Raw genomic sequence first — 26,563 nt, 5'->3', positions numbered from 1 at the left:
TTACAGCTTTTTACTATTTGTGTTAGCAGCATAAGCTTGTTGTTGCCAAGCATTAAATAGCTTTTGTTGTTTAGCTGAAATTTTTAAACCATACGTTTTTTGCATGTAAGCGTACGCATCGGCAATGCGTTTACGTGCATGAACAGGCGGTTCAACAACACGTTGTTTAAAATTAACTTTAACCTCACAGCGACCATATTGCGTCGCGTTTTGGGCTAACATGCCAAAGCGGTAGTTTGAGCGATCGGCGTTAATTTCACCAATTGCAGGGGCTAAATTGTTTATATCGGCTTCCATCATGCGAAACTTAGCGCTAACTTTGCGGCAGTTTTTACGCCCACCATCTTGCCAACATTGTAACTGGTGACCAAATTCCCATGCAGGGACAATATGTTCCCATTCAATTCGCAGGGCACGTTGATTTACTTTGCCTGAGCGGGTTAGTGTGTTGCGAGGCACGTAGCCACAATGGGTAGGGTCGGGTACCAACTTTTTGCCTTGTTTTTTTATATCGCAACCACAATAAATACTTTTAGCGTTTTCGGGAAGGGTATTAATTAAGTGCTTTTTGGCACTCGAAAACCGCGTAAATTGTTCGCCCATTGCTGAAAAACAAGCACAGCAAGCCAACAAAGCTAAAATAAACCGAATCATATCCATCACATACGTGAACTACAGGAGCGGCTAGTTTAAGGCCTAGAATAAAAAAGTAAACTGCCGCCGGCATGCTTTAATTTTAATTTGCGTATTTTGTAGAGGGCGTTTTTGAGGAGTAAATAGTGGGCAATATTCATAGGCTAACGCTAAAAATGCGTTAATGCAGTGATTCCAGCATTGTTGATTTGGTATAACGGTAAAACTGCGTTAAAGTTTGCAATGAAATTAATAGAGGGTAAAAACGAGATAATGTCGGAAATTCAATTTTTAAATGTAGATCTAGAGCTTGAGTCAAAGCAAGATATTAGCGTATTAGTTGCTGATTTAAAAAAGGTCGCAACTATTTTACATTATGATAAAGACGAATACCGTCAACTTGCTCGCATTGAGGTTGCAGGTGAAATAACCACGCCAGATAAAGCGATTAATCACTTGTGTGAGTTAATCGAGTCGTGTTCACGCAATGCATTAAAGCAATGGTTGAGTTGTTCACGCAGAACTTTCGATATGGGGTTTGAGTCTGGCACTTCGCCAAAATGCTTTAACCAAGCCTTACATGCAGATACCTTGTTACGTATATCTGCAATTGGTGCAGGCGTAGAAATTACTATTTACCCTCTCGAAAAGTAATTTAACTTCAACCTTGGTTAACAGATTTACTAGCCTTTTCGCTCAACTACGGCTGCGGTCATACGTGATACGCAGCAAAGCTCATTGCGGCTATTGGTTATTTTAATATCCCAAACCGAGCTGCGTTTGCCGATATGATAAGCTCTCGCTGTGGCCGTTAATGTGCCATTGCGTGATGCCTTTAAATGACTTGCACTGATCTCTTGGCCAACACAATAAAACCGATTGAAATCAACTACAAAATTAGCGGCATAACTTGCTACTGTTTCAGCAAGCACCACATTTGCACCACCATGAACGATACCCATAGGGTTATGATGCTCTGGAATTGCCGGCATAGTTGCCACTAAGTAGTCATCACCAATTTCACTGATCTCTATTCCCATGGTTTTCATGAGTGTCCCTTGGCCTGTAATACCTTGATCTAATTGCTTACAAAACTCTAATGTAATCGGTTGATGCCAAATACTCATGCTAGCTCCTTGGATAAGTAATTGAGAATTAAAATTTATTAATATGATAATGCGTTGCTAATAATTACATTTATCACCCTGCTTTTAAAGTAGGTTATTGTTTGATGATAACGGCATATAAGGCATTAATTTATATTTGCGATTTTTAAATAACTGTATATACTCACAGTTAATTGTACTGTATGGAAAACCAGTTGTATGCGACCATTAACGAAACGCCAAGCGCAAATACTCGAACTCATTAAAGTGTTTATTAAAGACACTGGTATGCCTCCTACACGTGCCGAAATTGCACAAACACTGGGTTTTAAAAGTGCGAATGCTGCAGAAGAACACTTAAAAGCACTGGCCAAAAAAGGTGTTATTAAAATGAAGCCAGGCGCGAGTCGGGGCATTCAGCTTGTTGAAGAAGAGGAGCCAGAGCAGTTGGGCTTGCCTTTAATTGGCAGGGTTGCTGCCGGTGAGCCAATATTGGCGCAACAGCATGTAGAAAGCCACTGTAAAATTGACCCTTTAATGTTTAAACCTGCGGCCGATTTTTTATTGCGTGTTAACGGTATGAGTATGAAAGACATTGGTATTATGGATGGTGATTTACTTGCTGTGCATAAAACCCAAGTTGCCGAAAATGGACAAGTTATTGTTGCCCGTGTTGACGACGATGTAACCGTGAAGCGTTTAGAAAAAGCGGGCAGAAAAGTACTCTTACATGCTGAAAATGATGAGTTTTCAGCTATTGAGGTCGATTTAGAAAATGAGTCGTTCAATATTGAAGGCTTAGCGGTAGGTGTTATTCGTAACGCTGACTGGATGTAGTATTAAAGCATAATTTAGCGCTTAATAGTGATTAGGCGCTGGGTTTGTTAGCAGCACAATGTCTAACTTATCAAATGTATGACTATATGTTGTTAAGTGCTTCTCCTATCATAAATAAAATCACTAAATACTTTATAAATAAACAAATTTACTCTGCTTTTTTAAGTTAACAATTTTTTATATTTCTATCCTGTAATTTCAATACACCCCTTACTAAACCTGACTCTTAGATTAATTGCCTGACTAGTTGCTATTTTTTTAGCTGCGCATTTTAAAAAATACACCTTGTTTATTTTTCATACTCACCTTGCTTATTGTTTATTTTTTAACTAGTTGTTAAAGAGCTGGAATAAAAATAACTCACAGCTTAGTCGTTTTGAGAACACACATTTACTAAATCCAGCACCCTTATAAAAAATAAAAATAACGAATAGGCGTTTAAGCCGTATGCCTCTTCGCTTTGCGTCAGCAATAGCATCAAAGGAGCCGTCACATGGGTAAGCTGAGTTCTTCCTTGTGGCTTATATTGTTTGTTTTTTCGCAGAATGTGCTTGCTAATAGCCAATATAATATGCGTAAAGGCGTAACCGATATAAGTAATAATGTATACCAACTGCACATGACTATTTTTTTAATATGTTGTGTGATTGGGGTGATCGTATTTGCCATTATGTTTTGGGCACTCATTCATCATCGCAAATCTAAAGGGGCTGTCCCTGCCCAATTCCATGAAAGCACCAAAGTAGAAATACTGTGGACTGCGATCCCTTTTGTCATATTAATTGTTATGGCCATTCCTGCGACTAAAACCTTAATTGCCATGGAGGATGCCAGCAAAGCTGATCTCACCATTAAAATTACAGGCTCACAGTGGAAGTGGCATTACGAGTATATGGGGGAGGACGTTGAGTTTTATTCCATGCTAGCTACACCTCAAAATGAAATAACCAACCTTGCTGATAAAAACCCGAATTATTTACTCGAGGTCGATAAACCGCTGGTACTACCAATTAATCAAAAAGTACGTTTTTTAATGACTTCAGATGATGTTATTCACTCATGGTGGGTGCCTGACTTTGCCGTTAAAAAAGATGCAAACCCTGGGTTTATTAACGAAACATGGACCAATATTAATGAGGTTGGTACTTACCGTGGGCAGTGTGCAGAGCTTTGCGGTAAAGATCATGGTTTTATGCCTGTTGTGGTAGAAGCTAAAACAGAAGAAGACTTCAAAACGTGGTTAGCAGAGGCTAAACAAGCCAAGCAAAAAGCAGCTGAAGCAGACGCTGCGTTATTAGACCAAGTTGTACCAAAAGAAGAGCTGATGGCGCTTGGTGAGCAGGTTTATATGGCGAGCTGCGCGGCGTGCCATCAGCCAACAGGATTAGGCTTGCCGGGTGTTTTTCCGGCTCTTAAAGGCAGCCCAATAGTCATAGGTGATATCAAAGGGCATATAGATATTTTGCTCCACGGTAAACCAGGTACGGCTATGCAGTCTTTCGCAAAGCAATTATCAATCAAGCAAATAGCAGCTGTTATTACCTATAAACGCAACGCGTGGGGTAATGACACTGGTGATGTAATTCAACCGAGCGAGATACAAGCGGCACTGGATGCTGATGGGGAGGCTAAATAATGAGTAGCATTGCAGAACAACCTAATACCAATGAGGCTCATCATGCCCATCAACCTGCCACAGGCTTTAAGCGCTGGTTATTTACAACCAACCATAAAGATATAGGTAGCTTATATTTAATTTTTTCACTCACCATGTTTTTAATTGGTGGGGCAATGGCGATGGTTATTCGAGCTGAGTTATTTCAGCCGGGCCTACAACTGGTTGATCCTCACTTTTTTAATCAAATGACCACAGTGCATGGTTTAATAATGGTGTTTGGTGCGGTTATGCCAGCCTTTACCGGCTTGGCAAACTGGATGATCCCGCTAATGATTGGTGCGCCAGATATGGCCTTACCGAGAATGAATAACTGGAGCTTTTGGATTTTACCGTTTGCGTTTTTAATCCTATTAGCTTCATTATTTATGCCTGGTGGTGGCCCTGCATTTGGTTGGACCTTTTACGCGCCGCTTTCCACCACTTATAGTAACGACAACACAGCAATGTTTGTATTTGCTGTGCATATTATGGGTATTAGTTCGATTATGGGGGCCATTAATGTGGTGGTCACCATAGTAAATATGCGTGCTCCGGGTATGACGTGGATGAAGCTGCCGTTATTTGTGTGGACATGGTTGATCACGGCGTTTTTACTTATTGCAGTTATGCCGGTACTTGCTGGTGCAGTTACTATGGTGCTCACCGATAAATACTTCGCGACCAGTTTCTTTGATGCCGCTGGTGGTGGCGATCCGGTGATGTTCCAACATATTTTTTGGTTTTTTGGTCACCCTGAAGTTTATATTATGATTTTGCCTGCCTTTGGCATTATTTCTACGATTGTTCCCACCTTTTCACGTAAAAAACTATTTGGTTATGCCTCTATGGTGTATGCCACCTCCTCCATTGCCTTGTTGAGCTTTATTGTGTGGGCGCATCATATGTTTACCACTGGTATGCCCGTGGCGGGTGAGTTGTTTTTTATGTACGCGACTATGCTGATATCGGTACCTACCGGCGTAAAAGTATTTAACTGGGTAGCGACTATGTGGCGCGGGTCTATTAGCTTTGAAGTGCCAATGCTGTTTAGTATCGCATTTATTGTGTTGTTTACTTTAGGTGGTTTTTCGGGGTTGATGCTAGCGATTACACCTGCCGATTTCCAATATCATGATACCTATTTTGTGGTTGCACACTTTCATTATGTACTCGTAACGGGCGCGGTGTTTTCTATTATGGCGGGGGCTTATTATTGGCTGCCAAAATGGACCGGAAACATGTTCAATATTACCTTAGCAAAATGGCATTTTTGGTTGTCGTTAATAAGTGTAAATGTGCTGTTTTTCCCAATGCATTTTGTGGGGTTAGCCGGTATGCCACGCCGTATTCCAGATTATGCGCTACAGTTTGCTGATTTTAACGCCATTATTAGTATAGGTGGGTTTGCCTTTGGTTTATCGCAATTATTATTTGTGGTGGTTGTGTATAAATGTGCAAAAGGGGGCGACAAAGTGCCTGCAAAAGTTTGGGATGGAGCTGAGGGGCTTGAATGGGAAGTTGATTCACCTGCGCCTTATCATACGTTCTCAACGCCGCCGGACATTAAATAATGACTCACTTGCCGTTATTAAAAAAGCTGGTGGTGATTTGCATTGCAATGTTTGCATTTGCATTTGCCATGGTCCCTTTGTATGACGTGTTTTGCGATATAACGGGGCTTAATGGTAAGCCCTCGTTAGAGCAGGCACAGCAAAGTACCTTGGTCACTGAAAATAGAGAAGTCAGCGTTAGTTTCACTACGCATGCGCAAAGTGGTGCGCCTTTTGAAGTTAAATCTAAAGAGTACAGTGTAGATGTAAAGCCTGGGGCTATGCGTGAAGTTAAGTTTAGCGCTAAAAATAACAGTAATGAAGATAAAGTAATGCAGGCTATACCGTCGGTAGCACCAGGAAAAGCGGCCAAGTATTTACACAAAATAGCGTGTTTTTGCTTTGATCAGCAACCGTTAAAGGCAGGTGAAGAGCTGGAGTTTACATTATTGTTTTATGTAGATACTGAATTACCCAGTGATGTAGAAGAGTTAACCCTATCTTATACCGTATTTGATATTAGCGAGCGGCTAGTAGCCAGTAATAACTAGCTTATAAAACTAGTGAAAAACTAGGAGCAAATAAAATGAATCAAAAATATGAACATTATTATGTACCAGAGCAAAGTCCATGGCCAATAGTTGGGGCAGTTGCGTTATTTTTTATTGCGGTAGGCGCAGCCTTAACCGTAATGGATATGGGCAAAGAGGGTGGTAATGGCGTTTACTTGTTATACGTAGGTATAGCTGTACTCCTTTACATGCTGTTTAGCTGGTTTAAAAATGTCATACACGAGTCTGATCAAGGGCTTTATTCTGCACAAATGGACCGTTCTTTTAGGCAAGGTATGAGCTGGTTTATTTTTTCAGAAGTGATGTTCTTCATGGCATTTTTTGGGGCGCTTTTTTATGCTCGCATGTTTTCTGTGCCTTGGCTTGGAGGTGCGGATAACAACGCCATGACAAATGAAGTATTGTGGCCGACGTTTGAAGCCATGTGGCCATTGCTAAATACCCCAGGAGGCACTTCGACCCAAGCGATGGGCTGGCAAGGGTTGCCGCTTATCAACACCCTTATTTTGCTGGCCTCGTCGGTAACTTTACATTTTGCCCATGTGGCGATGGAAAATAATAAACGTACCCCACTCAAAGTATGCTTGGGAGCGACCATTTTACTCGGAGTGTGCTTTTTAGGGCTGCAGGTAGAAGAGTATATATATGCTTATAACGATCTTAACTTAACCCTTGATGCGGGCATTTATGGCAATACCTTCTTTTTGTTAACCGGCTTTCACGGCATGCACGTCACCTTAGGAACAATTATTTTATTGGTGGTGTTTTTACGCATTATGAAAGGACATTTCACTAAAGATAAGCACTTTGCCTTTCAAGCTGCAGCTTGGTACTGGCATTTTGTTGATGTTGTTTGGCTGTGTTTGTTTGTATTTGTGTATGTGCTTTAGTGATTAAGGGAGACTGATTTGCCTTAATAAAACCAAGTTTTAGTGCGGCAATCACCATCACTAATACCACAACAGAAAATAACACCCGACGCCCTAAAAAGTGAGACATAGGGCGTCCATTGGTTTTCCCTGACACCATAATTAATAAAGCACGAAATAAATTAAATAATATAAATAATAACAGTAGAACAATAATAATTTTAATAATCACTGGATTATACCCTTATGCAGTTAGTTGTATTTAACAAACAAAAGCTTAGCTCAATAATAACAATTTGCTTGGTTGTTATTGTGGTATTGGTTTGTGTGCGACTAGGGTTTTGGCAATTACAGCGAGCAGAACAAAAGCAACAGCAGCTTAGTGCCATTGAAAATATACAACAACATGGCGTAATGAGCTGGGCAGAGTTACAACAGCTGCCAAAAGAGTGGAACAAAACCGGTGTATTGGTTTCGTTAAATGGTTATTTTGACACTAATAATTATTGGTTGCTTGATAATCAAATCTATAATGGTCAGGTTGGTTACGACTTACTGGCATTATTAAAACTGTCTGATGAATCACGCTTTTTGTTAGTGAACTTAGGCTGGGTAAAAGCAGAACGTTCAAGAGAAATCCTACCAAACGTAACAATACCTAGTGGTAAATTTACGTTAACGGCACAAATTAAAGAAGATAATTTAAGTGGCTTTACCTTAGCCAATAACAATACTCAGTCGGATTTAGCCAAACGAATTCAAATCATTGATTTACAAGCATTGAGTAGCCAATCTAATCGCCCTTTAGTGAATTTTATGGCTTACCGCCAAGGTCAAGCTGATGAAATTGCTGCCCCTCATTATGAAGCCGTTGTTATGAGTCCAGAAAAACATTATGCCTACTCAGTACAGTGGTTTTTAATTGCGGTTGCCTGTGTGGTGGTCGCTATTTTTGCAAGCAGGAAGAGGATAGATAATGAAAAATAAACCCCTGTTACTCTTTGCTGTGTGCTGCGCTATTCCCTTAGTGCTGGCTTACAGCGCGTTAAAACTTGATTGGCTACCTACAGCAATTACTAACCATGGTGAATTTTTAGAGCGTGAAATTAAGCTAGACAATTGGGCGCAGCATAATCCTAAGCAATGGACCATCGCTTTAAATTATTCAGCACAATGCAAAGCGTCTTGCACAGAGCAATTAGCCGCTTTAGACAATTTATATGTTGCCCTTGGCAAAAACCAACACAAAGTTGATATGGCTATTATGGGACAGCCTGAGCTAGTTACAACGCGTTGGCATGTTATTGATGAGCAACAGCAGTTAAAACCTGCCAGTTTGTATTTAATCGATCATATGGGGCTAATTGTACTGGAGTATCCATTTAGTTCTCAACCACAAGAAAACCGTTTGATCCAAAAAGGGTTATTAAAAGATCTAAAAAAATTACTCAATTACTCTCGTTCGAGCTAAGTAGAGGATGCTATGTATAAAAACTATAAAAATTTGGTATTAGCAACGAGTTTATTCGCATTAATTGTGGTGGCTCTGGGCGCATACACGCGTTTAAGTGACGCAGGGCTTGGTTGTCCCGATTGGCCTGGTTGTTATGGCTTTTTAACCGTGCCTAAACACGAAGCAGAGATTGCACAAGCGATTCAAAGTTATCCCGATATGATATTTGAAAAAGCAAAAGCATGGAAAGAAATGATCCATCGCTACTTTGCAGGCACGCTTGGGGTATTAATTTTAGTGTTGTTTATTTTAGCTTTTCTAAAGCGTCAGTACCCAACCACGCCTGTAAGGTTGCCTATGATATTGCTGCTGCTTGTTATTTTTCAGGCCGCATTAGGTATGTGGACGGTTACTATGAACCTACAGCCGCTTATAGTTATGGGGCATTTGCTCGGAGGATTTAGTATTTTAGCGTTATTAACGCTATTGTATTTGCGTCTGACCAGCCAACCTATTACGGGTGGTGATGCGAGCGCAAAACCTCACTTTAAATTAAGCCTCGTGGCATTAACGGTACTGATTTTACAAATCGCCCTTGGTGGTTGGTTAGCGGCTAATTATGCGGCTCCACATTGTAATGGCTTACCGCTGTGTAGTTACGCTCAGCCTTTTTCATTCAGTAGTGTCTTTCAGCTCCCCCTTGAGCACAGTAATTATGAATTTGGTGTGTTGTCGCAACAGGCGCGTATGTCTATTCATTTACTGCATCGAATATGGGCCTTAGTTACTTGCATTGTTTTAGCCTTGGTGATGTGGCGTATATACAGTCATGCCTATTCGCAAAAAATTAAAAGCTGTACGGTGAGTGTGTTAGTGGCGTTATTCTGCCAGATAGCTTTAGGGTTAGCCGTGGTGCATTTTCATTTTCCGTTAGGCGTGGCACTGGCGCATAACTTAATGGCTGCCATACTGTTATTAACTATGGTTAGGTTATGTTATTACCTAAAAGTACGTACTTAGAGGGGGAATGATTATGGCACTTACAATTAATAAAAAAGCAATGCAGCCCGTTTACAGCGCATCGTTATTGACTAAAAGTTACCACTTAATCCAAGATTATTTGGCAATAAGTAAATTTAAAGTAGTGGCTATGCTAGTGTTAACAGCATGGGTTGGCTTAGCACTAGCCCCTGATGTTGGCAGAGGTGTTGGGGTTCAGTTCATCAGTTTATTAGGGATTGGATTACTCTCTGCGGCCGCCGCAGTCATCAATCATGTGGTTGATAGCGAAATTGATAGCAAAATGGCACGCACCCGCCATCGCCCTGTTGCTAAAGGGCGTTTAAGTAAATTACATGCACTGAGCTTTGCTGCTGTGATTGGCGTTGCGGGCTTTATTATGCTGATGTTGTGGGCAAATACGCTCACAGCCATACTGACCTTATTTGCACTTGTTGGTTATGCGTTTATTTATACGTCATTTTTAAAACGTGCCACACCACAAAATATAGTTATAGGGGGATTAGCCGGTGCAATGCCTCCATTACTCGGTTGGGTGTCTGAAACAAATCAAATGGCGGCAGCCCCTTGGTTGCTGGTGATGATTATATTTACCTGGACCCCACCTCATTTTTGGGCGCTCGCCATCGCGCGTAAAAGTGATTATGAGCGGGCTAAAATCCCCATGTTACCGGTCACCCATGGTATCGATTTTTGTAAAACATGCGTGCTTGCATATTCGGTATTACTCGCCATTGTATGTGTGTTTCCTTATTTGATTGGCATGTCAGGGCTTATTTATCTAAGCGGGGCATGTCTTCTCAATATTGTATTTATATACAAAGCAATTAACTTAAAGTTTGCCGCCAAAGAAGACACTGCGATGGATTTATTTCGTTTTTCGATTATTCATTTGATGATACTATTTATCATCTTATTTATAGATAAATGGCTAGTTATATGAAGCAGTTATGGTGTGGTTTAGTTGTTTTTTCAGTACTCTTTTTATCGGCCTGTAGTGATAAAAAAAATTTACAAGATCTTGATGCGTTAGTTTATGAAACCGCAAAACCGTTATCTGACTTTTCGTTGAGTGATCAACAAGGGAAGTTAGTAACCAAACAGCAGTTTTTAGGCCAATGGAATTTAGTGTTTTTAGGTTACACAAGTTGCCCTGATATTTGCCCGATGACGCTAGCTAAGCTCAACAATGCCTATAAAAATTTGCAGGCTGAGTATCCACTACAAGTATGGTTTATATCTGTTGATCCTAAACGTGATATTGCTCAAAAACGTAAAGAGTACATAGATTACTTTAATCCAGATTTTTTAGCTGTATCAGGTGAACATAAAGACTTATTTCCATTTGTCCGCGAGCTTGGATTAATTTACGCAATTAGTGATAGTAATGAATCCGACTATGCAGTGGATCATAGTGCATCTGTTGCCCTTGTTGATGGCAGTGGCGCACTAAGAGCTATTTTTAAGCCTGAATTTAAACAAGGTGATGTGCCTTTGGTTAATACTACAAAATTAACCGCAGAATTTATTGAAATAGCCGAATACTACAAAAACTAGCTTTTAAAGGTTTTACGATTTTAAAGGGGCTTTATGCCCCTTTTCGCGTTTTTTATTAACGGTTTTTAATTAATTAGTTATTTTTTAGTCGTTTTTATGGCGTTTTCATTATCTCGGTCTAAGCTTTTGTTATGGATTGAGTTGATAAGGAAAAGCTTAAAAAATGCTTAAACTACCAAACGAACTTTCAATTGTTCATGTTGAAGTTTTACATCAAGATTTATTAAGCGAACTTAATAATAGCCGAGATATTTGCTTAGATATTAGCGATGTAATGTCTGCTGATACGGCCTCGGTTCAACTTTTATGTGCCCTACAAAAACATCTCCTTACTATTAATCAAAAAATTGCCTGGGTTGGCAGTAGTGATGCATTAACCAATGCCATTGATCAACTCGGTTTAAGTGAATACCTAGCACCAGAAAGTACTATTTAGAGGTCTATATGAAAAGAATATTAGCTGTAGATGATTCTGCATCAATGCGTCAAATGGTGAGTTTTACGTTAAAAACAGCAGGGTTTGATGTTACCGAAGCCAAAGACGGTAGTGAGGCATTAGCGATTGCCAAGCAGCAAGGTTTTGATGCAGTTATTTCTGATGTAAATATGCCTGTTATGGATGGGATCACGCTTATTAGAGAGTTAAGAGGGCTTCCGAATTACAAGTTTACACCGCTACTTATGTTAACCACAGAATCGGGTATGGATAAAAAGGTAGAAGGGAAAGCTGCTGGGGCAACAGGGTGGATTGTAAAGCCCTTCAATCCAGATCAACTATTAGCCGTGCTAAAAAAAGTAATCCGCTAACCTAGGAGTGCACTGTGAGTATTGATTTAAGCCAGTTTTTTGAAGTGTTCTTTGAAGAGAGTTTTGAAGGCCTCGATGTTATGGAGACTGAATTACTCAACTTAGTGCCGGGCGAAGAAGACTTAGAAACCATTAATACTATTTTTAGGGCTGCCCATTCTATTAAAGGAGGCAGTGCTACCTTTGGGTTTAATTCAATCGCAAACTTCACTCATGTTCTAGAAACATTACTGGATCAAATACGTGAAGGTCAGCGAAATATAAGCAGTGAACATATTAACTTATTACTTAAATCAGTAGATTGTTTAAGAGCCTTGTTGCATTCGCTTAAAGTACAGGAAGAGCCTGATTTAAGCCAAGCTGACTCATTACGAGAGCAGTTTGAAAGATTACTTGGCATGCCTGAAAGTGAAGCCGTAGTGGCAGAAGCCAGTGTTGAACAGGTCATTATTAATACTTATCAAATTGATTTTAAACCGCATTTTCATTTGTTTAAAACGGGTAACGAACCGCTGTTTATGATCAGTGAATTAGCTGAACTTGGTGAATTGGAAGTACAAGCGTTTACAGATGTCATACCTGATATTAAAGATTTAACGACCGATGAATGCTTTTTATATTGGCGATTTTTCTTAAACACTGACCGTGACGATCAAGCAATTAGAGAAATTTTTGAGTGGGTTGAGGACGATGCCGATATTAAAATTGAGCTTTGCGGTGGCTTATTTAATGATGGTAAAGCAGCAGAAGCTGCAGTGGTCAACGAACCTGTTATTGAAACACCAAAAACGGTTGTTGAACCCAAAACCAATAAACCAAAAGCACCAACCAGTGCAAAAGCAGCGCCTGAGTCAACTTCCATTCGTGTTGGCATTGATAAGGTCGACTCACTGATTAATATGGTTGGAGAGTTGGTCATTACCCAAGCGATGCTAAATCAGCTTAGCGAACAAGAAATGACGCCTACCACGGTGACCTCGCTTCAAGAGGGGCTTGCGCAATTAGCGCATAACACCCGCGACTTACAAGAAAACGTGATGCGTATTCGCATGCTGCCAATTAACTTTGTGTTCAGTCGTTTTCCACGTTTAGTACGTGATATTGCCCAAAAGCTTAATAAAGAGGTGGAGTTAAAGCTGATAGGAGAACAAACAGAATTAGATAAAACCGTTATGGAAAAAATATCCGATCCTATGGTGCATTTAGTAAGAAACTCATTGGATCATGGTATTGAAACGGTAGAAAAACGTATTGCAGCAGGAAAAGATCCTGTGGGTAAGGTTACATTAAATGCCTTTCATCAGGGCGGCAATATCGTCATTGAAATTATGGATGATGGCCAAGGTCTTAACACTCAAAAGATCAAAGAAAAAGCGATTACCAATGAAGTGATCGCCGCTGACAGTGAGCTAACAGATGATGAAATTAACGAACTCATTTTTATGCCAGGATTTTCTACCGCTGATGAGGTCAGTGACTTATCTGGCCGTGGTGTGGGTATGGATGTGGTTAAGCGTAATATTCAATCATTAAATGGCTCGGTAGAAGTGACATCTGCTGCTGGAATTGGTTCTACTTTTACTATTCGGCTACCGCTCACTTTAGCTATTTTAGATGGGCAATTAGTCAAAGTAGCCAAGCATACTTACATTATTCCACTGATCTCGATTGTAGAATCGTTGCAAATTGATATTGCAAAAGTAAGCCGTGTTGGTAAAGACCTAGATGTACTCAGATTACGTGATGAATACATTCCTATTTTACGTTTATACGACATTTTTAATCACCAAAATGCCATTGAATCGTTAGATAAAACCTTACTAGTTGTCGTGGAAAACGATAATCAAAAAGTAGGGTTACTTGTCGACGATTTACTTTCACAACAGCAGGTGGTTATAAAAAGCTTAGAGGCTAATTACCACAAAGTGGATGGTGTGTCGGGGGCAACGATTTTAGGTGATGGGCGTGTTTCGTTAATTTTAGATATTAGCGGCTTGATAAAGCTTTCAGGGTTAAAAAAGCCAGGTAGCCAAGCATTGAGTATTGAGCCATCGACCATCTTGGAGGATTCATGTTCTCTGAATCAATAGCATTAAATAGCAATATTGAACTACAGCGCAAAGAGGGCATTAAGCAGTTTCTCACCTTTATTATGGCTGAAGAAGAGTACGGAGTAGATATATTAACGGTGCAAGAAATTCGTAGCTGGGAAGATATAACCGCACTGCCAAATGCCCCTGAGTACGTAAAAGGCGTGATTAATTTACGCGGCACCATTGTGCCAATTATTGATTTACGATTGCGCTTTGGTTTACCCACCATTGAGTATGGACCGTTAACGGTAGTCATTATTGTAAAAGTTGAGTTTGAGCAAGAAAGTAAAGTGATGGGGATCACGGTAGACGCCGTAGCGGATGTTTACAGTATTGCTGAGCAAGACGCTAAAGCAGTGCCAAGTTTAACCCAAACAAATGAAAGTGAATATGTCGCAGGGCTAGTGAATGTGGGTGATAAAATGGTCGCGCTAATTAACCTGCAGGCAACCATGAATATTTAGCGGTAATAGTAACTAAATAAAGCAAATAACTTAAAGGTGGTGATAAGCATGGGATGGTTTAGTAATTCAAAACAGTCTAAATCAAGCAATGATTTGATTATAAATGCATTGCATAAATCATTAGCAATAATTGAATTTGAGCCTAATGGAAGAATCATTACTGCCAATGTTAATTTTCTTCGTGTAATGGGCTACTCACTCGCTGAGATTCAAGGCCAGCACCATTCTTTATTTGTAAGCCCTAGCGAAACGCAAAGTGATGAATATCGTCAATTTTGGCAGCGTTTGAACGCGGGTGAATTTATTTCAGATGAATTTAAGCGTATTGGAAAAAATGGCAAAGAAGTCTGGATCCAAGCAACATACAATCCTGTTATAGACTCGCAAGGGCAAGTACTTAAAGTCGTTAAATTTGCAACAGACATTACTGAGCAAAAGTTAAAAGCGGTTGAAGCTGCAGGCCAAATTACCGCAATCAGTAAGTCACAAGCGGTTATTGAGTTTAATTTAGATGGAACCATTATTGGCGCTAATGATAATTTTTTAAAAACATTTGGTTATCAGGCAAATGAAATACAAGGGCAGCATCATAGATTGTTTGTTACTTCTGAATATGCAAATAGCCAAGAATATCAAGCGTTTTGGGATAAACTTGGGCGTGGCGAGTATGACAGTGGTGAGTATTTAAGAATAGGTAAACAAGGCGAGGAAATTTGGATATATGCCTCTTATAATCCTATTTACGATATGAATGGTAAGCCATTTAAAGTGATTAAGTACGCCACCGATATCACAGCGCAAAAAGAGCTAGAAAAAACCTCTAAAAAAGCGGCCGACTTGGCTAACGCATTAAAAGTATGCCAAGCAAGTGTGATGATTGCTGATAAAAATTTAAACATTATTTTTGTGAATGACTGCATCAAGCAAATGTTTAAAGCACGTGAAAAAGAGTTGCAAACTGTTTTACCTAGTTTTTCAGTCGCTGGGTTAATGGATATCCGTGTTGATGAGTTTCATCAGGAACTAGCTAATCAGCAAGAGCGACTAAAAAACTTAGATGCTCCTTATAAAACTACGTTGAATTTAGCTGGTCTTATTTTTGACATCATTGCTTCTCCTTGGACTAATCAAGATGGCAAGTGCTTAGGTACTATTGTTGAATGGCAAGATATTACTGATGAGGTGTCTAAAGCGGATGCTGAACGTGCTAGAGCGCAAGAAAACTTACGTGTTCGCCAAGCATTAGATACCGTGGCAACCAATACCATGATTGCTGATGCCTCGAATGTCATTGTGTATATGAATAGCGCAGTGAGAAATATGATGAGTGTTGCGCAAAATGATATACGCACTGACTTACCTAACTTTGATAGCAAGAACTTACTTAATCAAAGTATTGATATATTTCATAAAAATCCAGCCCATCAGCAAAATATGTTGGCTAAGTTAACGGATACTTACAGTACAGAAATTAAAGTGGGCGGCAGAACCTTTGGTTTAGTGGCAAACCCTATAATCACCACAGACAATGAGCGTATTGGGACGGTAGTTGAGTGGGAAGACAGAACCGCAGAAGTTGCTATTGAAAAAGAAATTGCTCAATTAGTCGGCGCAGCAAGCAAAGGTGATTTAAATGCACGAGTAGCTGAGCAAGGTAAAGATGGCTTTTTCTTACGTTTAGCTCAGGGTCTTAATAGTTTAGTTAAAGTGGTTGACGATGCGGTAACTGATACTGGCAATATGCTCGATGCCATGGCCACTGGTGATTTATCTAAACGGATTGAAAAAGAATACCAAGGCTCGTTTGAAAAACTTAAAACAGATGCAAATGCGACAGCAGATAAACTAACTGAGGTTATTAACCGAATTAATACATCAGCCACTTTGGTGGCCAGTGGAGCTGAAGAAATTTCACAAGGCAATGCTGATTTAAGCCAGCGCACAGAAGAGCAAGCGTCATCGTTAGAGGAAACGGCCTCTAGCATGGAAGAAATGACCAGTACAGTTCGCCAAAACGCCGATAATGCTAAAGTGGCAAATGACTTAGCTGAAGAAACCTGTGATAAGGCGATTCAGGGTGGAGAAGTGGTTAATAAAGCGGTAACCAGCATGTCTGCGATTAATGAATCGAGTAAGAAAATTGCCGACATCATTGGAGTGATAGACGAAATAGCATTCCAAACCAATTTGCTTGCACTTAATGCTGCCGTAGAGGCTGCTAGAGCCGGTGAGCAAGGCCGAGGTTTTGCGGTTGTTGCAGGTGAAGTACGTAACTTAGCGCAGCGCTCGGCAGGTGCAGCGAAAGAAATTAAAGAGCTAATTAGAGACAGTGTTGGCAAAGTTGCTGACGGTAGCGCGCTTGTGAATGAGTCAGGTGTGACGTTACAAGAGATTGTGGTATCGGTGAAACGCGTAACGCAAATGATAGCCGATATTACCCAAGCCTCTGAAGAGCAAAGTGCAGGTATTGAGCAAGTAAATAAAGCTGTATCGCAAATGGATGAAATGACCCAGCAAAATGCGGCATTAGTTGAACAAGCATCGGCTGCAGGTGAATCAATGGCGGAACAAGCCAATGAAATGCGCCGTTTACTGCACTTTTTCTCATTAGGCCAGCAAGATATGGCAGTGGTATCGCCTGTTATTCGCACACCTGAAATATCTCATCAGCAACAAAATAGCTTCGTTAGTAATAAAAGCAAAGGTGAAAATTTTGTAGACTCGGCTGAAGAGTGGGAGGAGTTTTAAACTCACTTTAGTTAGGTTCACCTGCAATGTATGCGTGAACCTCGCTTTATTTTTAAATGAGAGCAAATAATGAAAGAGTTTTTATTAACGGATAGTGATTTTAAGGAAGTGGCTCATTTAGTTTATAACGCCTGCGGTATTGTACTAGGAGAGCATAAGCGAGAGATGGTCTACTCACGCTTGGCAAGACGAATTCGTGAGCGAAAATTAACAAACTTTTCAAGCTACCTCGATTACTTAAAAAATCATAAAGATCAGGAGTTTGATGCATTTATCAATGCCATTACCACTAATCTAACCTCTTTTTTTCGTGAAATGCATCACTTTGAGTTTATAAAAGATCAGTTAATACCAACCCTGTTAAAGACAAATAAACAGACTAAGCGCATTCGAATTTGGTCTGCAGGCTGCTCTACCGGTGAAGAGCCCTATAGTTTAGCAATGACGCTGCAAGGAGCTTTTCCAAGTGATTGGGATGTGAAGATATTAGCCACTGATCTTGACTCTAATGTACTGGCGAAGGCGCAAAGTGGTATTTATACCGCAGCGAACGTAAATGGTCTTGATGATGCTTTACTAAAACGCTGGTTTTTAACCAGTAAAGATGGGCAAAGTTATAAGGTTAAACCTAAGCTGCAGCAATGTATTTCATTTAAGCGTTTAAACTTATTACAAGACTGGCCAATGAAAGGCTCGTTTGACCTGATTTTGTGCCGAAATGTAGTGATTTACTTTGATAAAGAGACAAAGGATCAGCTTTTTAACCGTTATGCCGATATTCTTAATGACCAAGGTTATTTATTTTTAGGGCACTCAGAAACCATGGGTAAAGAGCATGTTTTATTTAAAAACTTAGGGAAAACCATGTATCAAAAAGTAGCCCATGCACACGCAATTTAAGCCAGTATTAGCGGGTTTTGAGCATATTAAACGCTATTGGGACGCCTCGCGAGATCGTGTGGTCGCTAAGGTATTACCAGGTGAGTTTTATGTTTCTAAAAATGATGAGCTAATCACCACCGTCCTAGGATCGTGTATTGCTGCCTGTATTTACGACGATAAGCTAGGCATAGGCGGGATTAACCACTTTATGCTACCAATTCAAAAAGGTGAGCGAATTGAGCAAGCGCATAGTTTAAGTTGTCGTTACGGTAATTGGGCTATGGAATATTTAATTAATGAAGTGCTTAAAAATGGCGCATCCCGGGCAAACTTAAAAGTAAAACTGTTTGGGGGAGGCAAAATAATTAGCGCCATGACAGATATTGGTATTGGCAATATCAGTTTTGCCAATGCATATATAGCAGAAGAAGCGCTAAATTTAGTGGCGCATGATATGGGCGGGCCTTGGCCACGAAAAATATTTTTTAATCCTCATAATGGAAAAGTACAAGTTAAAAAGCTACGTAACTTACACAATAATACGATTGAAAAACGTGAAGTGCGTTACTTACATAATCTTGAACAACAAACAAAAGCCACTGATATAGAGCTGTTTTAAGGATGGCTATGATTAAAGTATTAATAATTGATGACTCGGCACTGATCAGACAATTGCTGACAGAGATACTGCAACAGGCAAAAGATATTGTGGTAGTAGGGGGGGCACAAGACCCATACGAAGCCCGAGAGATGATCAAAAAATATAATCCGGATGTACTAACGTTGGATGTTGAAATGCCAAAAATGGACGGCATTAGTTTTTTAAAAAACCTGATGCGCTTACGTCCTATGCCGGTTGTGATGATTTCTACACTCACACAAAAAGGTTCACCCATTACGCTTGAAGCGCTTGAGATTGGTGCAGTTGACTTTATTGCTAAGCCAACAGTTAATGTTAAGGAGCAAATGAGTCAATATGCTGATATTGTTCAGCAAAAAGTCAGAGTGGCAGCCAGTGCACGGGTTCGAGGCTATAAAAAAAATAGTGCTGTAGCAGAACCTATCCCCACTAATGCCGAATTTTTAGTAAATAAAGTGATTGCGATTGGTGCGTCAACCGGAGGCACGGAGGCGATAAAAGAAGTACTTATACGCATGCCAAAAAACTGCCCACCCATTGTAATAACGCAGCATATTCCTCCTGTATTTAGTACCTCATTTGCAGAGCGAATGCAGCGCACCTGTACCATTAACGTAAAAGAGGCACAACAAGGCGATAAGCTGGTAGCAGGATGCGCTTATATAGCTCCCGGCGGGCTACATTTACGCATTAGCAAACAAGGCAGTGCATTATATTGTCAGCTTGATGATGGTGAACCTGTAAATAGGCATAAGCCTGCAGTAGACGTATTGTTTAACTCATTACTTGAAATTGGTGCTAAGCATATTGTTGCTACCCTATTAACCGGTATGGGAAGTGATGGCGCGAAAGGTTTACTTGCGTTAAAACAACAAGGGGCTTATACGCTGGCGCAAGATGAGTTTTCGTCTGTGGTATGGGGAATGCCCAAGGCCGCTATTGATATGGGGGCTGCAAATGAAGTAGCACCGCTGGAGAAAATGACCCAGCGGTTATTAAATCAAGTGATTAAAAAATAGAATTTAATTGATCACCCAAGGCTGTGAAAACCAATAATAACTGCCTGCTTTTTTTATTGAGGGAGCGGTGCAGTTAAAGCGAGAGCGGCCTTTATTAAGCTGCTTTGGCGAGGTCACCTCAACCGTATTATCGTTTAACCAATTTAAATCAGCTTGCCCAACGCTTGATACATAACAGGCAAATTGGCTTTTATGAAAATCATCAGTCTCTAGATTTATAGTTAACGACGGTGGATTTTGTGTGGTTACACTATCTTCATAGGTTAATTTATTAATAGTAAAAGCAGTTGAATTGAGCTTGGTAATTAACGTATCTAATTTGCTATAAAAACCAGATGCGGGAAAACGTGGTAAACGGCTAAAATTAGAATGTTGATTAACTGCACCAGAGTGCTGACCAATGCCAATAAAGCCTAGTTCAGTAACGAGAGCTTGTAGCTGATTGTTAAACTCTCCGTATGGATAGGCAAGGTATTTATAATCGTGGCCTATTTCTTCTTTAATACGCTGCTGTGAACTAAGAATGTCGTTTTTAGTGCGTTCACGCCATTGGCTTTGTGTTTCATTTTCGCGCTTTTTATGCAGATAGTTATGCTCGGCACTATGGTTGGCAATAAGGGCGCCTTTTTTTGCCAGCTCTCTGAGCTTATCCCATCCCATCACATAACCCGCTTGTTCATCAATGAGTTTTGGGTTTACAAAAATAGTGTACGGATAGCCAAATTTCTCAAGAATAGGCGCAGCTTGTTCGTAGTTATTGTTGTATCCATCATCAAAAGTAATCGCGAGCGTTTTATCGTCTAAAGCCTTACCTTGTTTTAATGCGCTAATCAGCTCATTTAGTGGAATAACGTTAAAGTTATGCTCTTTTAAATAATTTAAGTGTTTAGTAAAAGTGTTGGCGCTTACACTGGTCACCGCGGGAAGGGTTTCACTGACGTGATGATACTGTAGAATAACAGCTGCTTGCGCACGTAAAGAACCACAAATCAGGAACAATAATACTAAATGAAACAATTTCTTATACATAATAAAGCACACCATAAAAGCTTGTTGTTGTTAGCCGGTCCAATGATATTATCAAATATTACTGTGCCGTTGTTAGGAATTGTTGATACGGCAGTGATTGGTCACCTGGGGAGTGCGCATTATTTAGCGGGAATTGCCTTAGGTTCTACCGTGATCTCCATTTTATTTTGGCTTGCTGGTTTTTTAAGAATGAGCACCACTGGGCTGGTGGCACAGGCTTACGGTAAAAATGATTTAACTCAGCTTGCAGCTTTACTTAAGCGCAGTTTGTTATTGGCCAGCAGCGTAGCTCTAATTCTGATTTTATTATCCCCCCTTATAAAACATGCCATTGCGTATTTATCTGCTGCCAATAGTGATGTGCTCAATGAGGCCTATCGGTATTTTAGTATTCGTATTTTTAGCGCCCCAGCAGCGCTATGTAACTTAGTATTATTAGGCTGGATGCTCGGCGTTCATTATGGGCGAGGGCCATTTTATTTATTGTTAGTCACTAATATTACCAATATTGTACTCGACATTTATTTTGTAGTTTATCTTGATTGGGCGGTTGCAGGGGCGGCTTGGGCATCATTAATAGCGGATTACACGGCTTTAATTTTTGCTTTGCTGTTAGTGGTTCAGCTAGCTAAAAAACAGGGCATAAGTTTAGCGGTTGCAAATTGGTTTAGCATGGAAAAAATGGCAGGATTATTAAGTTTAAATCGCGATATTTTTATTCGCTCTTTAGTATTGCAGTTATGTTTTAGCTTTATGACCTTTTATGCTGCACGTATAGGTGAAACTACATTGGCAGCCAATGCGGTACTACTCAACTTTTTAATGTTGGTCAGCTTTGCGCTTGATGGAATTGCTTATGCGAGCGAGGCAAAAGTAGGCCAAGCGAAAGGTCAACAAAGTGTTGAAAAGATAAGGCTATGGGTAAAAATAAGCGTATTTTGGGGCATGTTGTTTGGCATTTTGTATAGTGTATTTTTTATATTATTTGGCAGCTCTATTATAAAGCTGTTGACTAATGTACCTGAGGTTATTGAAGAGGCTACTGATTACTTACCGTGGGTAATTGTGCTGCCAATTTTAGCAATGAGTTGTTTTTTGTTTGATGGTATATTCGTTGGTTTAACACGTGCTAAAGCAATGCGAAATAGTATGCTGTTATCGGCGACAATAGGTTTTTTTGGGGTGTTTTGGCTATTTAAGGAATGGCAAAATAATGGCTTATGGTTGGCAATGAGTTGCTTTATGCTAATGCGGGGTGTAACACTTATAATTAAATATCAGCAGCTAAAAACTAATAATCAATTACTTGATTAAACCGTTATTTCCATAGATCGGGGTCGTTATTTTTGGCAGGAATGTTTTTCAATACTTGCGAAAAACGATTGGCAAAAATACCCGCGTAGCCCCAGAATGCAAAAAACAATGCCGGCGCTAAAATTACTATGCCAATGACTTGTAAACTATAATGACTGTAATAACCCAAAGTGATAAATATCACGGCCAGCACAAACAGTGCTAGGCCGCGAAAAAAGCGCTTTAGACTCAACTTAGGGTCGCTCCCTAAGCGGTAAATGAGTGGCTTTAGCATAGTGGGTTAATACTTAGTAATAAGAGTGCTCGCCAGCTTCGTGATCGGTTATGTCAGCCACACCGGTGATCTCATCAAACTTAGCAATCATTTCTTTTTCAATGCCTTCTTTTAGTGTGACATCAATCATAGAGCAACCATTACAACCACCACCAAATTGAAGCACAGCAATACCAGCAGCGGTGATCTCTACTAAGCTTACTTGGCCGCCATGATTTGCAAGTTGTGGGTTAACTTCTGTTTCTAACATGTGTTGAACGCGTTCATTTAGGCTTGCGTCTTCACCTAGCTTACGTGCTTTAGCATTAGGCGCTTTTAGAGTTAGCTGCGTGCCCATTTTGTCAGTAACAAAATCAATTTCAGCTTCGGCTAAAAAAGGCGCGCTTTCGGCATCAACAACAGCGTCAAAACCGTTAAAGTTTAGGCGAATATCGCTCTCTTCTACCGCGTCTTCTGGACAATAAGAAACACCACATTCAGCTTGTGATGTACCAGGATTAACAACAAACACACGAATATTCGTTTGTTGAGATTGATCTGCTAATAGCTTAGCAAAATGCGCTTGCGCTGTTTCGGAAATTGAAATCATAAAACCGTCTATACTTGACTAAATTACTCGGATACTGCATATCATACTCCGCTCATCGTGTTGCGGCTAGTGTTGAACGTAAAAAGTTGGCATCTATTTTAAGCAATGGTAGCGTGCAATTAACAAACATTTTTAGAGTGATTTATATGCGGTTTATATTAACAGTAATGGTGATACTAGCCAGTTTTTCAAGTGTGGCAAAGCCCCTGTCGTATTATTTTGAGCAACAGGTTGAATTTGATCCCAGCATTCCAACACCTGAAAAAGTACTTGGTTATCAAGTGGGTGAATGGCATGTAAGGCATGACCAACTTGTTCGCTACATGGAAATTTTAGCTCAAAAAAGCGATCGAATTAATTTTGAAGTAATAGGCCGTACTCATGAGCAGCGCCCACTAGTTATGCTCACTATTACCGCAGCTAACAAACTAAAAAATATAGAGCAAACTCGCCAAGCACACTTAGCTCGCCTAAATAATTCAAACAATAAAACAGCGGAGCAGCCAAGTGTTGTGTGGATGGGTTACAGTGTTCATGGGAACGAATCGTCAGGGAGTAATGCTGCCTTGCTAGTGGCTTATTATTTAGCAGCCGCGCAAGGTGATGAAATAAATGAGCTACTTAACAACACGGTGATTTTACTCGATCCGTCGCTTAACCCAGACGGCTTAGCACGTTTTGCTAATTGGGCTAATAGTAATCGTGGAATGAACTTATCGTCAGATCCGCAAACGCGTGAGCATGTAGAGAGCTGGCCAAGTAGCCGTACCAATCATTACTGGTTTGATTTAAATCGTGATTGGCTTTTACTGCAGCACCCTGAGTCGCGAGCGCGTATAGCCAAGTTTCATTATTGGAAACCTAATATTTTAACTGACTTTCATGAAATGGGACCAAACAGTAGCTATTTTTTCCAACCAGGGATCCCAAGTCGTAAACACCCCATTACCCCTGAAGAAAATGTGAGCCTAACCAAAGCAATTGCAAATTATCATGCAAAAACTTTAGATGAAAACAACGCACTGTATTTTACAGAAGAAAGCTTTGATGACTTTTATTATGGCAAAGGTTCAACTTACCCTGATGTAAATGGTGGTGTCGGTATTTTATTTGAACAAGCAAGTTCTCGTGGCCATATTCAAGAAACGATCAATGGCCCGCTAACTTTTGCGTTTACGATTAAAAACCAACTTTTAACCAGCTTATCTACGTTTAAAGCAGCGATTGATAACCGCCAAGCTTTACTTGAGTATCAGGCTAACTTTTATAACAAAGCGGTTGAGCTTGCCAAAGATGAAGACTATCAAGGCTATATTGTTCAAGGTGGGGAAGACAAAACACGTACTAACGACTTTTTAAGCATACTTAAACAGCACCAAATTAATGCTTATCCAGTTAAAGAGGGACTAAAAGCTGAAGGTAAAAACTTTACCGCTAATAGCTATTTTGTGCCGCTTGCGCAACCACAATACCGATTAGTTAAAGCTATTTTTAGTGAACAGCAAAACTTTGCCGATAACACTTTTTACGATGTATCAGGTTGGACATTAGCGCATGCGTTTAATTTACCATTTGCTAAAGTAAACAGCCGCTGGGGATTAGAGGTTGATACTACGGCTTGGCAAAAAGCAAAACAGCCTGTTTTAACGCCGCTAACTAAAAACTATGCCTACGGATTTGCTTGGGACGACATGCTTGCCCCAAAAATGCTCAATAGTCTGTTACAGCAAGGTATTAAAGCACGTGTTGCATTAAAACCATTAACCGCAACATCAACGAGTAATGAGATAAATTTTGATGCTGGCAGTATTATTATCCCTGCAGGACTGCAAACAGAGACTGATTGGGTGGCAAAGCTAAATCAAGCACAAAGCCAATTTGATATTGAAATTAAGCCAATTACCACAGGCTTAACCAGTAAAGGTGCCGACTTAGGCTCGCGCTCTATGGCGGTTGTTTCTGCGCCTAAGGTGTTATTAGTTGGCGGTAAAGGGGTTAGCCAATATGAAGCAGGTGAAGTGTGGTATTACCTAGATCGCTTTGTAGGCGTAGCGCCTACCATTGTTGAAATGAACCGTTTAGCGTCTTTAGAGCTCAGTAATTACAGCCATATTGTTTTGGCGCATGGCGATTATGCGACGTTATCTGATACCGACAAAGTGGCAATTAAAAGCTGGGTGAGAAAAGGCGGCGTTATTTGGGGTCATAAAGGCGGGGCAAAGTTCTTAGCTGATCAGCAGTTATTAAAAGCAAACTACTTATCACGTAAAGATGTTGCCAGCGCATTTGATACTCAAGGTTTAAAATATGCAGACAAAGACCATCTAGCGGGTCGCCAGCGTATTGCAGGCGCTATATTTAATACTGATGTAGATACAACGCACCCACTGACGTTTTCATTTAAGCGTGACACACTGCCAGTATTTAAAAACAGTACCTGGTTACTTGAAGCCTCTCAAGCGCCGTTTGTAAATATACTCACCTATACACAACAGCCGTTACTTGCTGGTTTTACTGATGCAGTTAATGTAGAGCAAGTGGCCGGCGGTGCTGCGCTAATGGCTCACTCTTATGGTCGAGGTAGTGTGATTGCGATGACAGACAACCCTGTATTTAGAGGTTACTGGTATGGCACCAGCCGATTATTAAGTAACGCTTTATTTTTCGGTCATACCTTTCGTGTCAGTGGTAACTAAATCTAAAGTGGCGTTAAACAGGTCGTAAATGCCCAGACTTGTTTAGCGCCCGCTTCTTTTAGCGACAAGGTGGCTGCATTGAGTGTTGCACCTGTGGTCATAATATCATCAATAATGACCACCGTTTTACCCTCTAAATTGGCAGTACATGAAAAAGCCTGCTGTAAATTTTTTATCCGCTTTGTTTTGCTCAGTTGTGACTGTGCCGAGGTGTTTTTATTGCGTATTAAAACATTATTCAAGACCTTAAAGGATGACAAACAAGGCTGCCATACTTGGGTAACCTGATTAAATCCTCGACTAAAAAAACGCGACTTGTGCAAAGGTAAAATAATAAATACAGCAGCAGCTAAATGCTGTTTATTAGTAAAAATAGTAAGTTGTTTTTTGATGACTTGCTGTAGTGCTTTTTTGTAATGAATTTGATTATTAAATTTGAGTTGTTTTAGCCATAAATCAAAAGGGGGTTGATAAAAAGCACAGGCAAATAGTTTCTCAAAGCTGCAGTTAGGAAACATTTCTACAATATCTGGGCGGTAAAATAAATTGTCATACTCAGCCAAATCTAGCAAAGGCAGGTCATCTAAACAAAACTGACATAGTCCCATTGAGCTGTGTATCTGATTCTGGCACAACACGCAATACGAGGGAAACAGCCAATCAGTTAGGCTAAGTTTCATTCGCTGATTCTCCTCATTACAAACTCCCCCTAAAACGCTATCATAGATTTAAGTTTGGTTAAGGTTAGGCAAAT

Annotated in this window: 28 protein-coding genes; 21 read left to right on the top strand and 7 right to left on the bottom strand. The window is 40.2% G+C overall.

Translation table 11 applies throughout. From position 1 onward, the window contains the following. A complete protein-coding gene (locus PTET_RS14910) occupies window positions 1–654 on the bottom strand; it encodes an endonuclease (RefSeq protein ID WP_013466146.1) in 654 nt (217 codons plus the stop codon). A 252-nt stretch (window positions 655–906) separates the two neighbouring features. Between PTET_RS14910 and PTET_RS14905 the strand changes: the two genes are divergently transcribed. Beyond that, on the top strand, window positions 907–1,287 hold the full coding sequence (locus PTET_RS14905) for a hypothetical protein (protein WP_036983336.1): 381 nt from the start codon (window positions 907–909) through the stop codon (window positions 1,285–1,287). Window positions 1,288–1,316: 29 nt separating this feature from the next. On the opposite strand, the gene PTET_RS14900 is transcribed toward PTET_RS14905, so the two are convergent. Next, window positions 1,317–1,760: a PaaI family thioesterase gene (locus tag PTET_RS14900; protein WP_013466144.1), complete on the bottom strand. Its 444-nt coding sequence runs from the start codon at window positions 1,758–1,760 to the stop codon at window positions 1,317–1,319. Between the two features lie 198 nt (window positions 1,761–1,958). On the opposite strand from PTET_RS14900, the gene lexA reads away from it, so the two are divergent. From lexA to PTET_RS14875, 5 genes are all read left to right on the top strand, one after another. Then, entirely contained in the window at window positions 1,959–2,576 is a 618-nt protein-coding gene (gene lexA / locus PTET_RS14895) for a transcriptional repressor LexA (RefSeq protein WP_008114166.1), read from the top strand. A gap of 493 nt (window positions 2,577–3,069) precedes the next feature. Beyond that, window positions 3,070–4,212 (top strand): cytochrome c oxidase subunit II, encoded by a 1,143-nt coding sequence (coxB, locus tag PTET_RS14890; RefSeq protein WP_036980527.1) that lies wholly within the window; start codon window positions 3,070–3,072, stop codon window positions 4,210–4,212. Then, window positions 4,212–5,804 carry a cytochrome c oxidase subunit I gene (ctaD, locus tag PTET_RS14885; RefSeq protein WP_028834828.1) on the top strand — a complete coding sequence of 531 codons (1,593 nt, stop codon included), beginning with the start codon at window positions 4,212–4,214 and terminating at the stop codon, window positions 5,802–5,804. Before coxB ends, ctaD begins: the two co-directional genes overlap by 1 nt. After that, window positions 5,804–6,334: a cytochrome c oxidase assembly protein gene (locus tag PTET_RS14880; RefSeq protein WP_013466139.1), complete on the top strand. Its 531-nt coding sequence runs from the start codon at window positions 5,804–5,806 to the stop codon at window positions 6,332–6,334. Before ctaD ends, PTET_RS14880 begins: the two co-directional genes overlap by 1 nt. A gap of 35 nt (window positions 6,335–6,369) precedes the next feature. Next, a complete protein-coding gene (locus PTET_RS14875; RefSeq protein ID WP_028834829.1) occupies window positions 6,370–7,245 on the top strand; it encodes a cytochrome c oxidase subunit 3 in 876 nt (291 codons plus the stop codon). Here PTET_RS14875 and PTET_RS19295 read toward each other — a convergent pair. After that, a complete protein-coding gene (locus PTET_RS19295) occupies window positions 7,148–7,456 on the bottom strand; it encodes a DUF2909 family protein (RefSeq protein ID WP_081745118.1) in 309 nt (102 codons plus the stop codon). The genes PTET_RS14875 and PTET_RS19295 overlap by 98 nt on opposite strands. A 14-nt stretch (window positions 7,457–7,470) precedes the next feature. Here PTET_RS19295 and PTET_RS14865 point away from each other — a divergent pair, with 14 nt between their 5' ends. The 13 genes from PTET_RS14865 to PTET_RS14805 all read left to right on the top strand — a co-directional run bounded on the left by PTET_RS14865 (window position 7,471) and on the right by PTET_RS14805 (window position 19,907). After that, window positions 7,471–8,211: an SURF1 family protein gene (locus PTET_RS14865; protein WP_013466137.1), complete on the top strand. Its 741-nt coding sequence runs from the start codon at window positions 7,471–7,473 to the stop codon at window positions 8,209–8,211. After that, window positions 8,201–8,695 carry a hypothetical protein gene (locus PTET_RS14860; RefSeq protein WP_013466136.1) on the top strand — a complete coding sequence of 165 codons (495 nt, stop codon included), beginning with the start codon at window positions 8,201–8,203 and terminating at the stop codon, window positions 8,693–8,695. Before PTET_RS14865 ends, PTET_RS14860 begins: the two co-directional genes overlap by 11 nt. A 12-nt stretch (window positions 8,696–8,707) precedes the next feature. Next, complete coding sequence (locus PTET_RS14855; RefSeq protein ID WP_096038833.1) at window positions 8,708–9,697, top strand: COX15/CtaA family protein; 990 nt, start codon at window positions 8,708–8,710, stop codon at window positions 9,695–9,697. A gap of 13 nt (window positions 9,698–9,710) precedes the next feature. Continuing rightward, window positions 9,711–10,640: a heme o synthase gene (gene cyoE / locus PTET_RS14850; protein ID WP_013466134.1), complete on the top strand. Its 930-nt coding sequence runs from the start codon at window positions 9,711–9,713 to the stop codon at window positions 10,638–10,640. Continuing rightward, window positions 10,637–11,254: an SCO family protein gene (locus PTET_RS14845; protein ID WP_058155347.1), complete on the top strand. Its 618-nt coding sequence runs from the start codon at window positions 10,637–10,639 to the stop codon at window positions 11,252–11,254. The genes cyoE and PTET_RS14845 overlap by 4 nt, the downstream gene beginning before the upstream one ends. A gap of 163 nt (window positions 11,255–11,417) precedes the next feature. Continuing rightward, window positions 11,418–11,690 (top strand): STAS domain-containing protein, encoded by a 273-nt coding sequence (locus PTET_RS14840; protein WP_096038832.1) that lies wholly within the window; start codon window positions 11,418–11,420, stop codon window positions 11,688–11,690. An 8-nt stretch (window positions 11,691–11,698) separates the two neighbouring features. Further along, window positions 11,699–12,061, top strand: a complete 363-nt coding sequence (locus PTET_RS14835; RefSeq protein ID WP_013466131.1) for a response regulator — start codon at window positions 11,699–11,701, stop codon at window positions 12,059–12,061. 14 nt (window positions 12,062–12,075) lie between these two features. Then, on the top strand, window positions 12,076–14,151 hold the full coding sequence (locus PTET_RS14830; protein ID WP_013466130.1) for a chemotaxis protein CheA: 2,076 nt from the start codon (window positions 12,076–12,078) through the stop codon (window positions 14,149–14,151). Further along, on the top strand, window positions 14,133–14,618 hold the full coding sequence (locus PTET_RS14825; protein ID WP_013466129.1) for a chemotaxis protein CheW: 486 nt from the start codon (window positions 14,133–14,135) through the stop codon (window positions 14,616–14,618). The genes PTET_RS14830 and PTET_RS14825 overlap by 19 nt, the downstream gene beginning before the upstream one ends. A 48-nt stretch (window positions 14,619–14,666) precedes the next feature. After that, window positions 14,667–17,366, top strand: a complete 2,700-nt coding sequence (locus tag PTET_RS14820) for a methyl-accepting chemotaxis protein (RefSeq protein ID WP_096038831.1) — start codon at window positions 14,667–14,669, stop codon at window positions 17,364–17,366. Window positions 17,367–17,435: 69 nt separating this feature from the next. Further along, entirely contained in the window at window positions 17,436–18,266 is an 831-nt protein-coding gene (locus PTET_RS14815; RefSeq protein ID WP_013466126.1) for a CheR family methyltransferase, read from the top strand. Beyond that, window positions 18,250–18,867 (top strand): chemoreceptor glutamine deamidase CheD, encoded by a 618-nt coding sequence (gene cheD / locus PTET_RS14810; protein WP_013466125.1) that lies wholly within the window; start codon window positions 18,250–18,252, stop codon window positions 18,865–18,867. The genes PTET_RS14815 and cheD overlap by 17 nt, the downstream gene beginning before the upstream one ends. An 8-nt stretch (window positions 18,868–18,875) precedes the next feature. Next, entirely contained in the window at window positions 18,876–19,907 is a 1,032-nt protein-coding gene (locus PTET_RS14805; RefSeq protein WP_096038830.1) for a protein-glutamate methylesterase/protein-glutamine glutaminase, read from the top strand. A gap of 3 nt (window positions 19,908–19,910) precedes the next feature. Here PTET_RS14805 and PTET_RS14800 read toward each other — a convergent pair whose 3' ends face one another. After that, window positions 19,911–20,936: a polysaccharide deacetylase family protein gene (locus PTET_RS14800; RefSeq protein ID WP_024602190.1), complete on the bottom strand. Its 1,026-nt coding sequence runs from the start codon at window positions 20,934–20,936 to the stop codon at window positions 19,911–19,913. Between PTET_RS14800 and dinF the strand changes: the two genes are divergently transcribed. Beyond that, window positions 20,916–22,250: an MATE family efflux transporter DinF gene (dinF, locus tag PTET_RS14795; RefSeq protein ID WP_147154748.1), complete on the top strand. Its 1,335-nt coding sequence runs from the start codon at window positions 20,916–20,918 to the stop codon at window positions 22,248–22,250. The genes PTET_RS14800 and dinF overlap by 21 nt on opposite strands. Window positions 22,251–22,254: 4 nt before the next feature. Here dinF and PTET_RS14790 read toward each other — a convergent pair whose 3' ends face one another. Next, window positions 22,255–22,524, bottom strand: coding sequence for a hypothetical protein (locus tag PTET_RS14790; protein WP_016900082.1), 270 nt, complete (start codon window positions 22,522–22,524; stop codon window positions 22,255–22,257). A 13-nt stretch (window positions 22,525–22,537) separates the two neighbouring features. Then, the gene (gene nfuA, locus PTET_RS14785) at window positions 22,538–23,113 is read right to left on the bottom strand and encodes a Fe-S biogenesis protein NfuA (protein WP_013466120.1); all 576 of its coding nucleotides are present in this window, start codon (window positions 23,111–23,113) and stop codon (window positions 22,538–22,540) included. A gap of 146 nt (window positions 23,114–23,259) precedes the next feature. On the opposite strand from nfuA, the gene PTET_RS14780 reads away from it, so the two are divergent. After that, on the top strand, window positions 23,260–25,809 hold the full coding sequence (locus PTET_RS14780; protein ID WP_174818648.1) for a M14 metallopeptidase family protein: 2,550 nt from the start codon (window positions 23,260–23,262) through the stop codon (window positions 25,807–25,809). Window positions 25,810–25,811: 2 nt separating this feature from the next. Here the strand turns inward: PTET_RS14780 and PTET_RS14775 are convergent, their stop codons facing one another. Beyond that, window positions 25,812–26,489, bottom strand: a complete 678-nt coding sequence (locus PTET_RS14775) for a ComF family protein (protein WP_090495185.1) — start codon at window positions 26,487–26,489, stop codon at window positions 25,812–25,814. Window positions 26,490–26,563 lie beyond the last annotated feature (74 nt).

Source organism: Pseudoalteromonas tetraodonis, assembly GCF_002310835.1.
In the GTDB taxonomy this organism is placed as follows: Bacteria; Pseudomonadota; Gammaproteobacteria; order Enterobacterales; family Alteromonadaceae; genus Pseudoalteromonas; species Pseudoalteromonas tetraodonis.
Note: the sequence above shows the minus strand (reverse complement) of the source record. Positions and strands in the feature narration are given on the sequence as shown.